At 71.8% G+C, this 13915-nt stretch carries 13 protein-coding genes; 6 read left to right on the plus strand and 7 right to left on the minus strand.

Features of this window, described 5'->3' with window-relative positions; genetic code table 11:
- Positions 1 to 69: 69 nt before the first annotated feature.
- Genes N4G70_RS30790 through N4G70_RS30800 form a run of 3 tightly spaced genes read right to left on the minus strand, consistent with a single transcriptional unit; the run spans position 70 to position 1195 of the window.
- The gene (locus N4G70_RS30790) at positions 70 to 336 is read right to left on the minus strand and encodes a DUF4235 domain-containing protein (RefSeq protein WP_261716050.1); all 267 of its coding nucleotides are present in this window, start codon (positions 334 to 336) and stop codon (positions 70 to 72) included.
- A complete protein-coding gene (locus N4G70_RS30795; protein ID WP_261716051.1) occupies positions 333 to 779 on the minus strand; it encodes a DUF3618 domain-containing protein in 447 nt (148 codons plus the stop codon). The genes N4G70_RS30790 and N4G70_RS30795 overlap by 4 nt, the downstream gene beginning before the upstream one ends.
- The gene (locus N4G70_RS30800; RefSeq protein WP_261716052.1) at positions 776 to 1195 is read right to left on the minus strand and encodes a phage holin family protein; all 420 of its coding nucleotides are present in this window, start codon (positions 1193 to 1195) and stop codon (positions 776 to 778) included. The genes N4G70_RS30795 and N4G70_RS30800 overlap by 4 nt, the downstream gene beginning before the upstream one ends.
- A 192-nt stretch (positions 1196 to 1387) precedes the next feature.
- On the opposite strand from N4G70_RS30800, the gene N4G70_RS30805 reads away from it, so the two are divergent.
- Positions 1388 to 1837, plus strand: coding sequence for an SRPBCC family protein (locus N4G70_RS30805; RefSeq protein WP_120720088.1), 450 nt, complete (start codon positions 1388 to 1390; stop codon positions 1835 to 1837).
- 64 nt (positions 1838 to 1901) lie between these two features.
- On the opposite strand, the gene N4G70_RS30810 is transcribed toward N4G70_RS30805, so the two are convergent.
- The 3 genes from N4G70_RS30810 to N4G70_RS30820 all read right to left on the minus strand — a co-directional run bounded on the left by N4G70_RS30810 (position 1902) and on the right by N4G70_RS30820 (position 3650).
- Positions 1902 to 2756 (minus strand): ANTAR domain-containing protein, encoded by an 855-nt coding sequence (locus N4G70_RS30810; RefSeq protein WP_261716053.1) that lies wholly within the window; start codon positions 2754 to 2756, stop codon positions 1902 to 1904.
- Between the two features lie 114 nt (positions 2757 to 2870).
- On the minus strand, positions 2871 to 3107 hold the full coding sequence (locus N4G70_RS30815) for a DUF5133 domain-containing protein (RefSeq protein ID WP_261716054.1): 237 nt from the start codon (positions 3105 to 3107) through the stop codon (positions 2871 to 2873).
- Positions 3108 to 3167: 60 nt separating this feature from the next.
- Complete coding sequence (locus N4G70_RS30820) at positions 3168 to 3650, minus strand: two-component system response regulator (RefSeq protein WP_261716055.1); 483 nt, start codon at positions 3648 to 3650, stop codon at positions 3168 to 3170.
- Between the two features lie 346 nt (positions 3651 to 3996).
- On the opposite strand from N4G70_RS30820, the gene N4G70_RS30825 reads away from it, so the two are divergent.
- The 5 genes from N4G70_RS30825 to N4G70_RS30845 all read left to right on the plus strand — a co-directional run bounded on the left by N4G70_RS30825 (position 3997) and on the right by N4G70_RS30845 (position 12300).
- A complete protein-coding gene (locus N4G70_RS30825; RefSeq protein WP_261716056.1) occupies positions 3997 to 6165 on the plus strand; it encodes a M4 family metallopeptidase in 2169 nt (722 codons plus the stop codon).
- Positions 6166 to 6403: 238 nt separating this feature from the next.
- The gene (locus tag N4G70_RS30830; protein ID WP_261716057.1) at positions 6404 to 9280 is read left to right on the plus strand and encodes an AAA family ATPase; all 2877 of its coding nucleotides are present in this window, start codon (positions 6404 to 6406) and stop codon (positions 9278 to 9280) included.
- Positions 9281 to 9530: 250 nt separating this feature from the next.
- Positions 9531 to 10649: an ABC transporter substrate-binding protein gene (locus N4G70_RS30835; RefSeq protein ID WP_261716058.1), complete on the plus strand. Its 1119-nt coding sequence runs from the start codon at positions 9531 to 9533 to the stop codon at positions 10647 to 10649.
- Positions 10650 to 10750: 101 nt separating this feature from the next.
- Positions 10751 to 11266 (plus strand): hypothetical protein, encoded by a 516-nt coding sequence (locus N4G70_RS30840; RefSeq protein WP_261716059.1) that lies wholly within the window; start codon positions 10751 to 10753, stop codon positions 11264 to 11266.
- 368 nt (positions 11267 to 11634) lie between these two features.
- Positions 11635 to 12300 (plus strand): HAD family hydrolase, encoded by a 666-nt coding sequence (locus N4G70_RS30845; protein ID WP_261716060.1) that lies wholly within the window; start codon positions 11635 to 11637, stop codon positions 12298 to 12300.
- On the opposite strand, the gene N4G70_RS30850 is transcribed toward N4G70_RS30845, so the two are convergent.
- Entirely contained in the window at positions 12281 to 13534 is a 1254-nt protein-coding gene (locus N4G70_RS30850) for a transcriptional regulator (protein WP_261716061.1), read from the minus strand. The genes N4G70_RS30845 and N4G70_RS30850 overlap by 20 nt on opposite strands.
- Positions 13535 to 13915 lie beyond the last annotated feature (381 nt).

The following is a 13915-nucleotide window of genomic DNA, read 5'->3' on the forward strand; positions in this document are numbered from 1 at the left end:
ATGTGCCGGTCACCCGGCTGCCCCGGGTGTCCGGCCGATCAACTGCGCACCTGCCGGCTCCCCTTGAGGTCAGCCCGGCCAGGTGCCGGTCACGCGGCGGGTCGCGGTGGCTCCGGCGCGGTCGACGGCGGCCCTGACACCGGCCAGGATCGCGCCTTCGAGGGCGGCGGCGAGCAGCACCGTCCGCCAGGTGCGATCCTCGTCGGTGGCGTCGGGTGAGTCCCCGTCGTCGTCGATCAGGCTCCAGGCCCGTTTGAAGAGCTGCTGGGCGAGGACGCCACTCAGGATGCCGAGTGTGAAACCGACCGGCTTGTAGGCGATCTTGACCGCGTTCATCGGCGCCTCCGGTCGCGGCGGCGCAGCAGCAGCCAGGCGCCGGTCGCGCCCGCCACGGCGAACAGCACCGTCGAGTGTTCCCGGGCCGAGCGGGCGCCTCGGGCGACCCTGTCGCGCACCGGGTCGGGCGCCTTGTCCCGCCAGAGCCGTCCGGCCGAGGCGGACAACTGCTCACCGGCGGCCGCGGCCCGCTCCTTGACGGGTGCGGGGAGTTTTTCCTGGACTACCTGCGCCGCGGCTTTGACCTCGTCGGACAGGACGGCGACCCGGGTACCGACCTGTTCCTTGAGTTCCGTCGCCCGTTCGTGGGCCCGTGCCTTGACGTCGGCCTTGGCGGCCAACGCCTCGACGGTCTTGCCGAGTTCATGGCGGGCCTCGTCGACCTCGTGCCCGAGCTCCTCGCGGGTGGGGGACTTGGGGTCCTCGTGTGGGGACTGGGTCATCGCCGTGCACTCTCCTTGATCTCCGCCACATCGGTCTTGACGCTTTCGACGGTCTGCTGAGGCGTGGGCCGGCCGCCTCGGCTGACCTCCTTCTTGCCGCTGAGGGCGAGGAGCGCGGTGATCAGCCCCAGCAGGGCGGTCACGATCAGCGCCGCGCTCCACGCCGGGAGGGGGACGGCGAGGGCGCAGATGGCCGTGATGACCAGCGCCTGCAAGGTGAGGAAGCCGGTCAGTCCGGCTCCGCCGAACAGGCCGCCGCCCTTGCCGTACCGCTTGCCCTTCTCCTTCAACTCGGCCTGGGCCAGCCGCATTTCGGCCCGTACCAGCTCGGTGAGCTGATGCGAGGCGCGCTGGACGAGTTCATTGACCGGCTCGGACGGGCCGTCCGTGCCGTGCCGGGGCGGTGGGGTGGTCATGGTGGGTCGCCTCCTGGTTACTCTGCCCTGCGTCGCGCGAGTACCCGCATGCGGCCGGGCCATCCCGGCCGCGTACAACAAGCCACTCCCCGGCCGGAGGCGAGTCGGGCGGAGCCGTTGGGTGTGTACGGGTGCGTGACTCGGGTACGCGGGTCGGCACCGCAGCCGAACACGTCGAAAGGAAGCGCAACCATGTCGAAGGTAGAGGAATCCGTTGAGGTCGCCGTCCCCGTCGGCGTCGCGTACAACCAGTGGACGCAGTTCGAGGAGTTCCCGCAGTTCATGGGCGGTGTGGAACGCATCGAGCAGCGGACCCCGACCCTGACCCACTGGGTGACCAAGGTCGACGGTGTGTCCCGGGAGTTCGACGCCGAGATCGTCGAGCAGATCCCGGACGAGCGGGTGGCGTGGACCTCGGTGGGTGGCGATGTGCGACAGGCGGGGGTGGTGACCTTCCACCGCCTGGACGACGGCCACACCAAGGTGATGTTGCAGCTCGAGCACGAGCCCCACGGAGTGGTCGAGAACGCGGGCGAGAAGCTGGGTCTGGTCAAGCACCAGGTCACCCAGGACCTGAAGCGGTTCAAGACGTTCATCGAGAGCCGGGGCACGGAGACGGGTGCCTGGCGCGGCCAGGTGTGACGCGATGGCGCGGGGTGGGAGCCGGCGGCCCGGCCGCGTCCCACCCCGTCGGCCGTGGGCTGCCCTATGCGTTCCCCGAACCCTGGCGGCCCAGGACGTGGAGGTGTTCCAGGGCCTCGCGGATCAGGCCGCGCTCCTGCCAGCCGAGCCATCGGCCCACCTCGTGGCCGACGGCGCCGAGCGCGGCGACCTGGGCGGGGTGCAGGTCCTTGGTGGGGTGTTCGAGGTGGGCGGAGACGACACCGCGGCACATGCCGTCCTCGTCCAGGAGCGGAACGCTGTGACAGGCGCGGCTGCCCGCCAGAAGGATGGCGCGCCGGTCCCGCTCGCTGAAGACGGGGTGGGTGGCCACGTCGTGGACGGTGGTCAGCTCTCCGCCCTCGGCCGCCTGGGCGCAGGAGGTGGTTCCGGCGCCCACGACGGCGAAATGCTTGATGAACTGCGCGTCCAGGCCGGTGTGCTGCACGATGCGCAGCTCGGCGACGGCCGGGTCGGCGATCTGTACGTTGCCCATGCCCGCGCCGGTGACGGCCAGGGTCTGGGAGAGCACTTCGCGCAGCACCCTGCCCCGGTCGACCTCGTCGGGGGTGTCCACCCCGATGGATTCGAGCGGCGGGGGCTCGTGCGCGGGCCGCGGAAGCCATGGGCCTGTCCGGCCCTCGGGTCTGGGTGCCCGGGTCACGGCCTCCGCGAGCACCCGGAGTTTCACATTGTGGTGCTGCGAGGCGAGCCGCAGCAGGGCGAAGGCGCTCTCGGCGTCGGGCAGCCGGTAGCGCTCCGTGAGGATCCCCTGGGCGTGCGAGATCAGGGGCCGGGTGCGGACCTGTGCCCGCAGATGGTGAGCCTCCTCGCGCAGGCGCGCGAGTTCCTCCCGTAGCACGGCCACGTCCCGGGTGTCAGGGGCGGGGCTGTCCGTCATGCGGGGTCCCTCCGAATGATGGCCGGCGCGGGCCGGCTGTGCTGTGCCCAACTGATGTGTCGAAACCCGCGTCCTGCACGCCACTCGTGTCGTTCCGGCGGGAGGGGAGTGCTCTCAACCGGCGACGGTCTCCAGCACGGAGTCGTCGAAGGTGCGTGCCCCGGGCAGCCCGTGCCGGGCGGCGATCACGGCGGCGTCGATGTCCCGGGTGCCGGTGGACACGCACAGGGTGTACGCCACGTCGCCCAGGCGCCGGCGGGTCGCCTCGTTTCCTTCGCTCGCCTCCAGCGTGCTGAGCGCGGCGTATTCGTCGAGGAGCTCGCGAAGCACGGCGGGGTGGGCCAGCAGCATGGGGGAACCTCCGGTCGGGCACGGTCTGGATACGGTGTCTGCTGCCCCCGGTCACGATTCCTACACCCTGGGCCCGTTGTGGGCGGGTGCGGGGAGCGCGGCGGCCGCGGGCCGCGTACCGGCGCACAGATCCGCGAGCCCGCGCACATGGCAGCGCAGCGCCCAGGGGTCGACGGGCTTGATGAGCAGCCCCGCGGCGCCCATGCGGAAGGCGCGCTCGGCGAGGCGGTCGTCGCGGCCGGTGCCGGTGATGAGGAGCACCGGCACCTCGCGCGTCAGGTCCAGGCGCGAGAGGTAGGACAGGGTGTCGAGGCCGTCGATGCCGGGCATCGCGACGTCCATCACCACGGCGGCGACCGGGTGGCGCAGCACGGCCTTGAGGGCCTGTTCGCCGCTGGTGGCCCTCAACAGCCTCCGACCGAGCGGAGCCAGTACGTGCTCCAGCGCGAAGAGGTTGTCCTCGTGGTCGTCGACGAGCAGGAGCGCGCGTTCGGTAGGGGGCGGGGGGCCGGGCGGGCCGACTGTGGACGGTTGCGCGGGCATGGGCGTCTCTCCACTGATCGTCACTGTGCGATGAGCGGGAGAGCCGCTGCCTGACTCCTCCGGAATCCGAGCATAGCCAGATCCGGCCGTGTGCAGGGCGGGATCCGTGATCCGCCGACCGACCCGCGACGCATCCCCTTTCGGGGCGGGGAGATAGGGAAACCCCTCACAGTCGCCCCAGTGCCTGGCGGGCGCCCATCTCCCTGCGGACACTCGTGCGTTGGCGCGGCTCCCGCCACGAGCGGCGCCGTCAGCACACCGTCCGCACCTGTCCGCTGCCTCCCCAACGCCCTTGCGTACCAGCGGTGGACGCCCCGCGCATGAAGTGAAAGGAACCCCCACTCCTATGGAGATACCAAGAGCCGCGAGACTCCTGACGGTCGCGCTGGCCTGTCTGTCCGCGTCCGCCGTCGCGCTGCCCGGCGCCACGGCCGCCCCGGCGCCGCACCCCGCGCCATCGGGCGGCCCGTCCGCCTTCGCCGCCGCCCCCTACACGGCCGATCCGACGCCCGCCGTGCGCAGCCGTGTCGTGGATGCCGCGCAGAAGGCGCTGGCAGCCCACTCGACCGCCGCCCACCGGGCCGACGGGGACTCCTTCTCCGTGCGGAACCTGATCGTCGACCGGGACGGCTCCGCCTCCGTCCGCTTCGACCGCACCTACAAGGGTCTTCCCGCCTATGGCGGTGACGTCGTCGTGCGCCTGGACAAGGACGGCGCCTACCGGTCGCTGGCCACCGGTTCTGACACCTCGGGCGCGGTCTCCACCGAGCCCCGACTGGCCGCCTCCAGCGCCGTGGACGCCTCGAAGGCCGCGTTCCAAGGAAAGGTCGACGGGGTCTCGGCCTCTCGCCTCGCGGTCCGGATGGAAGGCTCCGAGGCGACGCTGGTCTGGGAGACCGTCGTCAGCGGGGTGCGCCCGGACGGCACACCGAGCCGGCTGCACGTCCTGGTGGACGCCCGCACGGGCAGAGTCGTACGGACCAGTGACGAGGTGAGCACGTTCGCGGCCGAGGGGGCCGCGCGCGCCACCGCCTCGAAGGTCGGTGCGGCGGCGCGGGCCGCCGCACCGACGGTGGCAGGCACGGGCCAGTCGATCTACAGCGGAAAGGTCGCGCTCGACGTCACCCAGAGCGGCAGCGGCTACTCGATGACGGACCCCGCGCACGGCAACGGCTACACCACCAACCTCAACCACGCGACCAGCGGCACCGGTTCGGTCTTCACCAGCTCCAGCGGCACCTTCGGCAACGGCTCCACCAGCGACCCCGCCTCGGCCGGCGCCGATGTGCACTACGGCGCGGCGAAGACGTTCGACTACTACAAGAACGTGCAGGGCCGTAACGGGATCTTCGGCGACGGCCGGGGCGTGCCGTCACGGACGCACTACGGCAACGCCTATGTGAACGCGTTCTGGGACGGCACCCAGATGACGTACGGCGACGGCCAGAACAACGCGCGTCCACTGGTCGAACTCGACGTCGCGGGCCACGAGATGAGCCACGGGGTGAGCGGCGCGCTCACCGGCTGGGACGAGACCGGTGAGACCGGCGGCATGAACGAGGGCACCAGCGACATCTTCGGCACGATGGTCGAGTTCTACGCCAACAACCCGGTGGACACGCCCGACTACACCATGGGCGAGCTCATCAACATCAACGGCGACAACCGCCCGCTGCGCTACATGTACAACCCCTCGCTCGACGGCCAGTCGCCCAACTGCTGGACCAGCGCCAACGGCGGCCTCGACCCGCACTACTCGATGGGCCCGCTGAACCACTGGTTCTTCCTCGCGGCCGTCGGCAGCGGCGACCATGGCTATGGCAACAGCCCCACCTGCAACAACTCGACGGTGACCGGGATCGGCAACGACAAGGCCGCCAAGATCTGGTACAAGGCGCTCGCCTCCTACGCCAACAGCAGCGAGAACTACCACCAGGCGCGCACCGACTCACTGCGCGCCGCGGCGGACCTGTACGGCACGCACTGTGCCGAGTACAACACCGTCGACGCCGCGTGGGCGGCGGTCAGCGTCACCGGCGCCGACCCCGTTCCCGGTAGCTGCAACAGCCAGCCGGGTTCACCTTCGGTGACCAACCCGGGCAACCAGAAGGGCACGGTCGGCACCGCCACCTCGGTGCAGATCCAGGCGAGCGACCCCGGCGGCAAGACCCTGACCTACAGCGCGACCGGCCTTCCGGCAGGCCTTGCGATCAACTCCTCGACCGGTCTCATCAGCGGCACCCCGACCACCGCCGGCACCTCGTCGGTGACCGTCACCGCGAAGAACACGGACAACGCCACCGGTACGGCCTCGTTCACGTGGACGATCACCGACGGGGGGACCCCGCCGCAGGGCTGCGGCGACCTGCCGGCCTGGAGCGCTTCCCGGAGTTATGTGCCGGGCGACCAGGTCGCGTACAACGGCCACAAGTGGTCCTCGCAGTGGTACTCGACCGGCGCCGAGCCGGGAGCACCCGGTTCCTGGGCCGTCTGGAAGGACGCGGGAGCCTGCTGAGTCCGCCGTCCAACCGCTAGCAACTTCCGTACGCAATTGGGCCGTTGGTCATCCGACCGGCGGCCCGATTGCCGTGCGCGGTTGCCCGGTGGGGCCCTGTCGGCGGTCGGGCCGCCAGATCCCCGATTGGTCTTGACCTTTCGCCGCGGCCGGTCCTACATTCGGCGCGGCACCACGAAGGGCAGGTTCACGGTCGATGTCCGGGCCGTGAACGAGGCTGTGTCCGGAAGGGCTTGCGATGACCGAGCCGTCCACCCTGGCAGCGGGCATGCGGCCGCCCGCCGTCGAACGCGGCGGGATCCGCGAGACCGTACGGGCCCTGCTGTCGCGCGGCGGCGGTGTCCTGCTCACCGGCCCCGCGGGCATCGGCAGGACCACCCTGGTCTCCCAACTGGCCGCGGACCTGACCGGACTTGGGCACCCCGTGCTGCGCTGCTCCCCCTCCCCCGCCGAGCAGAGCACCCCCTTCAGCGGCCTCATCGACCTGCTGTCCGACCTCGACGACACCGCCCTCGACACCCTGGCCGCCCACGAAAGGGACGTACTCGCAGAGACCCTGCTGCGCAGCGCCCGCACTGGGGCGGGCGGCACCGGGGCGGAGGGCGGTCCGGTGGCCGGGCGCGACGCGCTGGTCCTGCGGATCGCCGTCCGCAAGGTGCTCGCCGCACTGCGCGGCGCCGGTCCCCTCCTCCTGGTCGTGGACGACGCCCAGTGGCTCGACCGGCCGACGGCGGACATCCTCAAGTACCTTGCCCGGCGCGGCGATCCGGGCCTTGTGGTGCTCGCGACCCTGCGCTCGCAGGCCCCCGAGTCGCCCGTCGTCGACCCGGGCGGCACGCTGGAACTGTGTCCGCGCCCGGTCCGCCGGATCGTGGTCCCCGCCCTGACCGCCCACGAGGTGGCCGAGCTGCTGGAGCGGCACGACCACCCCTCCTGGCCGCCCGCGCTCGTCGCGCGACTGCACCGAGTGAGCGGGGGCAACCCCCGTACGGCACTGGAGCTCAGCTCGGCTCTCGACGAGCGCGTACGGGTGGAGGGGGCCGAGCCACCCGACCGCACGGAGCCGCTCCCCGTCCCGGACTCCCTGCGGCGGCCGATCCTCGACCGGATCGGCGCCCTGCCCGCGCGGGCCCGGCACACCCTGGTCGTGGCGGCCACCGCCGCACGCCCCACGGTGGAGCTGCTGCGCCGCGCGGACTGCCCCCACGCCGACAGCGATCTCGACGTCTGCGCCCGGCAGGGCATCATCCGCGCCCTGCCGGCGTCGGACCACGACACCATCGGGTTCCTCGATCCGCTGACGCCGATGGTGCTGCGCGCCGAGACCCCGTACGAACGCCTGATGGACGCGCACCGGGCACTCGCCGAGGCGGCCGACGACGCCGTCGAGCGCGCGCACCACATCGCTCGCCTGACGGCCGGCCCCGATCCGGCGGTGGCGACCCGGCTCGCGGCGGCCGCCTCGGCGGCCCGGCGTCGCGGCGCTCCTCGCACCGCGGCACGGCTCGGCCGGCTGGCCGCCGAGTACACACCGGCCGGGCAGGCGTACGTCGATGTCGACCGCAGGCTCACCGCCGCCGAGGACGGCATCGAGGCCGGTGACCTGGACTTCGCCCGTCAGCTGGCGCACCAGGTGCTGGGGGACGCCGATCGGCCGGCCGACCGGGTGCGGGCCTGGAACGTGGTCATCGACTCCTGCGGACAAGCGATGGCCGAGATCGCGGACGTCTTCCCTGAGGCGGTACGCGACGCGGCGGGCGACCCCGAGCTGCTGGCCACGCTGCACTACCGGATGAGCTGGCGCGCATGGATGGTCGGCGGGTCGGCGGCGCGGGCCCACGAACACGCCGTCCGCGCCGCGCACCTCGCGGCGCGGACCGGCGACCGGCGAACCGAGCTCATGGCCCTCACCCAACAGGCGTCCCTGGAACTCTTCCTGGGCCTCCCCCATGCGGAGACGACCCTGGCGGCGGCCCTCGCCGCGCCGCACGACCCCTATGCCATGACGCACCACAACGGCCCCATCTACCTCAAACACCGCTTCCATCTGGTGCGGGACGAACTGGACGAGGCCAGGGCCGAGTTGCGCTCCCTCGTCTACCGGCTCCGTCAGCGCGGTTCGGCCGACAGCCTGAGCCAGTGCCTCATCGGTCTCGCGCAGGTGGAGATCCAGCGCGGACGGTGCCGGCCGGCCCTGAGCATCGCCCGCCAGAGCCTGCGCATCATCGAAGAGGCGGGTCTGAGTCAGGGTCCCGCCTGGTACGCGCTCTCCCTCGCCGAGACCGCCGGAGGCAGCTGGAGCCAAGCGCTCACCGCGGCCGAGACGGCCGGACGGCACAGCGAGGACGACGACGACAGGCTCTTTCTGCCCCGGGCACTGCACGCCGAGGGAAGGATCAGACTGTTCACCGGACAGACCGGCGCGGCCGTCGAACTCCTCGACCGTGCGGGCCGGTTGGAGACCGCGCAGGGCCAGCGCGACCCCGCGACCCGACGGTGGCACGCCGACCTCGCCGAGGCCCTGGCCGCCCACGGCGCCCCGGAGGAGGCCGCGGCGGTCATCGCTCACGCCCGCGACCAGGCCGAGCGGCTCGGCCGGCCCGGCGTCCTGGCCGTACTCGGCCGAGCCTCCGCCACGGTCGACGCGTCCCGAGGTGAACTGGCCCTGGCCGCGAGCAAGTTGAGCCGCGCGGCGGTGCACTTGCGGGCCACGGGATACCCGCTGGAGGAGGCCCGCACCAGGGCCGTCCTCGGCCGGGTCCTGCGCAGCGCCGGAGACGAGGCCGGCGCCCGCGCCGCCTTCGCGTCCGCCCTGCGCCTCTTCACCAGGGCGGACGCCCGCCCCTGGATCGCGACGACCCGAGCCGAACGCGACCGGGCGGAGGACGCCTCGATCCGCCCACCCGAAGCCGGCTCGTGGTCGGACCACCTCACGACGACGGAACGCAGCGTCGTCGCCCGCGTCGCCCAGGGCGCGACCAACCGAGAGATCGCCGCGGGACTCGTCCTCAGCGTGAAGACGGTGGAAGCGGCCCTCACCCGCGCCTACCGCAAGCTGGGCGCCAAATCGCGGGTGGACATCACCCGCATGGTGATGACACGGCCCACGTCCTGACCACGGGATGCTCTCGACGGCGGCGGCCGAACGGGCGCCGGCCCGCCGCGGCGGGCCGTGGCGCCAAGGGCCGCCATCACGTCAGCCGGAGCGGGCGGCGGCCCGAGCCCACCACGCGGCGGCCCACGGCGCCAAGGGCCGCCGTCACCGTTCGGCTTCGCCTCGGCTACCCTCGGCGCCACGGAAGATGACTGCGCCGATTCGGATTCGGTCCGCCGGCCACCGAAGCACCGTCCGGGAGACGCCGCCCATGACCACACCACCCGAGCCCACCGCGTCCGGCCACCGGACGGACGCCCCGGCGGTCCGGATCGGTGCTCTCGCACCACTGACCCGACCCGGCTGGGTCGAGGCGGGCCAACACCTGCTCGCCGGGCTCGAGTTGGGCGTACACGAGGCCAACGAGGCGGGCGGGGTCGGCGGCAGGCCCCTTGAACTGGTGGTACGGGACACCGCGGCCGATCCTCGCAGGGCCGAGGCCGCCGTGGACGAACTGGCCCTCCTGGGGGTCGCCGCCCTGGCGGGTGAGTACCACAGCGTCGTCGCTCGCGCCGCCGCCACCAGGGCCGACGCCCTCGGCGTGCCGTTCCTCTGCTCGTCGGCGGTTCTCGACACACTGACCGACCGGCCGACGGACCGGGTCGCGCGCATCGCCCCGGCACAGTCCCACGGCTGGCGGCTCTACGCGGACTTCCTCCTCGGCGCCGGCCACACCCGCGTCGCCGTGGCAACGCAGCCGAGCCTCTACTGGGCGTCCGGGACCCGCGTCCTGCGCGACCATCTCGTTGCGCGGGGAGGCGAAGTGGTCGAGCTCGACATGAGCACGCTCACCCCCTCGGCCCTGTGCGACCGGCTCGTCGCGGAGGACGCGACGGCCCTGCTTCTCCTGGTCGGCCATCCCGAGCCGGCCGCGCCGATCGTCGCATCCGTCCGCCGCGACGAGCGCCTGAGCGCGATACTGATCGGCGCCCCGGCCGGACAGCCCGAGTTCGCCGAATGGACGGCGCTGCTCGGCACCGACGGCGCCGCGATCCCTTTCCTGCGCTATCTGCCCGAGCGTCCCGGCCCCCTCGGCACGCGGGTCGGGGCCGCCCTGCGGGACCGGCTGGGTGCGGCCCCCTCCTTCGTCGCTTTCGAGGGCTACGACACGATCACCGTCCTCGCCGACGTGCTGCGCACCCACGGCCCGGACCGGGCGCGCATCGCCGCGGCCTGGCCGGACGTCGCGGTCGAGGGCACCCGCGGCACGATCCGGTTCTCCCGGGCGGCGGGCATCGGCGTGTGGCAGTGGGCCTGGCCGCCGGTCCAGGTGGTGGACCGGGACCCGGCCGCACCGGGTCGCTTCAGGGTCCTGCACCCGAAAGCGTGACCCGGCGCTCCCCGCGCCCTGCCTATGCCCTCGCCGGGCAGGACATCGAAGAACGCGGACACCCTCCTCGGCCCATCACCCCAGGGCGATAGGGTCACCGCATGTCAGACGCGTTGACGACCGCCATCACCGCGGCGGCGGGGCTCGGTGGGGCACTCCTCGGCGCCGTGCTCCCGCAGCGCTACAACGCCCGCGAACGGGCCGCCGAGGCCGAACTCGCCGCGCGGCGGCGGTCGTTCGACGAGCGGCGCGAGGCGTACACGGCCATGAACCGCGCCAGCGAGCAGTTCAACACACTCCTCAAGGACGCCCTGCATCGGATGCGTGACGGCGTCTACACCGAGGACGACCGCACGCACCTGGAGGAGTCGCGCAGGGAGTACCGCGACCGGTACGCGGCGGCCCAGATGATCGTCCCGCTGCGCATCATGGAGGCGTCACGAGAGCTGAACAAGGTGCTGGCGGAAGTCGACGCGACGGCCAAGCGAATAGACCGCGGCCTCGCCGGGGAGGGCGAGAGCGCCGCGCGCCTCATCGTGCTGATGCGACAGGCGGAGCCCCGGCTCGTGGCCATGCGGACGCTGATGAGACAGGATCTGGGGATCGAGGACGAGTAACGGGTGCGGGGCGCGCCCCAACGGGCTTTGCGCGCGGGCTGGTTGAGGCACCTGCTCGGCAGGCCGACTGCACGCGGCTGTCCTGACCCCACTACCAGGGCCGCCGACAACACGCCGAGCGCCTCAACGTTTCAGTCCCCCTGAGCCGTGCTGGCCGCACCCTGCGCCCTCACCGCGGCCGACCACTCGACGCGTAACCACGCGTAATCCGCAGGCTCGACATCCGTCCACGGACCCGCGCAGCAAGCTCCCGCACCTCATCGTTGACCATCGGCGCAGGCCTCGCGGGGCCAGGTTCCGCACGAGTCCGGGGCGTGGACCGAGGCTACCGAGCACCATCCCCCATACCACCGCCTAGGATCCGGCCCATGACGATTCGTGCAGTGGTATTCGACGTCGGCGAGTGCCTCGTAGACGAGACCCGCGAGTACGGCACATGGGCGGACTGGCTCGGCGTACCCCGCCACACCTTCGCCGCCATGTTCGGCGCCGTCATCGCCCAAGGCCGTGACTACCGCGAGGTGTTCCAAGAGTTCCGGCCCGGCTTCGACCTGTACGAGCAGCGGCAGGCACGCGCCGACGCCGGCCGGCCCGAGCACTTCGACGAGAGCGACCTCTACCCCGACGTCCGCCCCGCACTCGCACGACTACGCGCGGACGGACTGTGGCTCGGCATCGCCGGGAACCAGACCGTGCGGGCCGGGGGCATCCTTCGAGACCTGTTCACCGACGACGTCGACCTGATCGGCACGTCGGACGACTGGGGTGCGTCCAAGCCGGACCTCGACTTCTTTGTCCGGGTCGCCGCTGCGGTGCCGTTCGCCAACGACGAGATCCTCTACGTCGGCGACCGTGTCGACAACGACCTTCGGCCCGGCAAGCTGGCCGGTATGCACACCGCGCTCATTCACCGCGGGCCATGGGCCACGATCCAGTGGGGCAGTGAAGAAGCGAGGAACCTGCCGACGATGCGTATCGACAAGCTCACCGAACTCCCCGAACTGATCGCGAAGTTCAACGCGTCAGCGCACTGACCGTAGTCGTCCATCCGTACAACTGATCGTCGAGGTCCCGGACGCACTGTTCGTGCTGGTGCGACGTCAACGTGCGCCGCACCTCACGGACCCGGTCCATGCCAGTCGCGTACCAGGTGACCGCCAACTGGTCGAGCGCGAGCGACGCATACCGGCACGCTTCCTCAGGACACCCTGCGGCCGCCTCTACGGCCGCGAGGTCGCCGAGGATCACAGTCCGCTGCTTGTCCGACTCGGAAGGCAGTTCGTCCAGGACCCGGCTGAGTGTCTCCCGTGCCTGAGGCAGGTGTCCCGCCCTCAACTGGGTGTTGCCCTTGAACGCTGCGAGCCGCGCAGCACTGAACCAATCCATCCATTCCGGAGAGACATGCTCCGACCCCGCCGCCAGGACATCCTCGCCGTGACCGATCAGGTGCAGCGCTGTGCGGGTGTTCCCACATCGGGTCTCACACTCTGCCTCGACCGCGTCCAGCCAGGCCAGGAGTTCCGCGCTGGCCGGGCCGCGCCGCGCGTACGTCCTCGCCGCAATCATCCGTTCAACGGCCCTTTCCCGCTCGCCCGCCCACCCGGGGATGAACGCCATGTGGGCGAGGACTGCCGCGCCGAGGAGCGGGTCGTCCGCCTCGCCCGCGGCTTGCAGCGCGCGCAGGAAAGTGGAGTCTGCGGAGTCGGGCTCACGCAGGTCGAAGAACTCGACGCGGCCAGCGAGGAGATAGCTCTCGGCCAGCGCCGCGGCGACGGTTCTGCGGGTGTCTCCTGCCGTCTCGGCGAGCAGGGCGCAGCCGAGCCGGGCGTGGGCCAGCACTGAGGGATGCAGTTCGGCGGGTGCGACAGACCAGTACATGCGGCGGTGGGACCGGGTGACGGCCGCGAAGTCGGCGGCGACGGTGTGGGGTTGCATGGCGGCCTGTGCTTGGGCCGGGACGGTGGACAGACCGAGTGCGGCGATCGCCCCGCCGACGACAACGCGCCGTGAGGGAACGGGACGGGCCTCGTCGCGGCCGTCGGGCGGCGTGAAACCGAGAGCCCGCATGTCCGAGCCGAGGAGGCGTGTGAGGGCTCGCTGACAATCCGGGTGCGGCCAAGGGGGGTTGGATGACTCCCAGCGCCGCAGCTGGCGGGTGCCGACCGACAAGCCGAGCTTGGTGAGGGCATCGGCGAGAGCCTGTTGCGAGTGGTATCCGGCCGCCACCCGGGCGGCTCGAAGTCGTGTGTTGCCGGCGGAGCGCGGCATAGTTCACCTCCGGTACGTCGATGCTCCTTCAGTGTCGTCCCAGGTCCGGTTGAATGCCAGACATCGCTCGAATGAGTTGATGGAAGTCCGCTTTGGGGCCAGCGAAAGCCCCTTCAAAGTCCTCGCGTTGCAGCACGCCCGGGCCCACTCTGGTCTCCCACTGGGACAGGGGACGGAAGCGAGGAGCCAAGCACCGTGGCCACCATCCCGACAAGAGTGCCCCCGGCAGGAGGGTGCGCACTCCACGAACGAACCGGCACACCGAGCCTGTGGCACTACGCGCCGCACTCGACGACGCCGACGCCCGAACCTCGGCCGCTGGACAGGAGCCTTCGTGAGCACCTCTGCTGACGAAGGCCAATGGGCAGCCGTCTCCACATG

Source organism: Streptomyces sp. ASQP_92 (assembly GCF_025399895.1).
GTDB lineage: Bacteria > Actinomycetota > Actinomycetes > Streptomycetales > Streptomycetaceae > Streptomyces.

What these genes read in the sequence shown, in the direction of transcription:
- N4G70_RS30790 (WP_261716050.1), bottom strand. Translation starts at nt 336, where the DNA reads ATGAACGCGGTCAAGATCGCCTACAAGCCGGTCGGTTTCACACTCGGC.
- N4G70_RS30795 (WP_261716051.1), bottom strand. Translation starts at nt 779, where the DNA reads ATGACCCAGTCCCCACACGAGGACCCCAAGTCCCCCACCCGCGAGGAG.
- N4G70_RS30800 (WP_261716052.1), bottom strand. Translation starts at nt 1,195, where the DNA reads ATGACCACCCCACCGCCCCGGCACGGCACGGACGGCCCGTCCGAGCCG.
- N4G70_RS30805 (WP_120720088.1), top strand. Translation starts at nt 1,388, where the DNA reads ATGTCGAAGGTAGAGGAATCCGTTGAGGTCGCCGTCCCCGTCGGCGTC.
- N4G70_RS30810 (WP_261716053.1), bottom strand. Translation starts at nt 2,756, where the DNA reads ATGACGGACAGCCCCGCCCCTGACACCCGGGACGTGGCCGTGCTACGG.
- N4G70_RS30815 (WP_261716054.1), bottom strand. Translation starts at nt 3,107, where the DNA reads ATGCTGCTGGCCCACCCCGCCGTGCTTCGCGAGCTCCTCGACGAATAC.
- N4G70_RS30820 (WP_261716055.1), bottom strand. Translation starts at nt 3,650, where the DNA reads ATGCCCGCGCAACCGTCCACAGTCGGCCCGCCCGGCCCCCCGCCCCCT.
- N4G70_RS30825 (WP_261716056.1), top strand. Translation starts at nt 3,997, where the DNA reads ATGGAGATACCAAGAGCCGCGAGACTCCTGACGGTCGCGCTGGCCTGT.
- N4G70_RS30830 (WP_261716057.1), top strand. Translation starts at nt 6,404, where the DNA reads ATGACCGAGCCGTCCACCCTGGCAGCGGGCATGCGGCCGCCCGCCGTC.
- N4G70_RS30835 (WP_261716058.1), top strand. Translation starts at nt 9,531, where the DNA reads ATGACCACACCACCCGAGCCCACCGCGTCCGGCCACCGGACGGACGCC.
- N4G70_RS30840 (WP_261716059.1), top strand. Translation starts at nt 10,751, where the DNA reads ATGTCAGACGCGTTGACGACCGCCATCACCGCGGCGGCGGGGCTCGGT.
- N4G70_RS30845 (WP_261716060.1), top strand. Translation starts at nt 11,635, where the DNA reads ATGACGATTCGTGCAGTGGTATTCGACGTCGGCGAGTGCCTCGTAGAC.
- N4G70_RS30850 (WP_261716061.1), bottom strand. Translation starts at nt 13,534, where the DNA reads ATGCCGCGCTCCGCCGGCAACACACGACTTCGAGCCGCCCGGGTGGCG.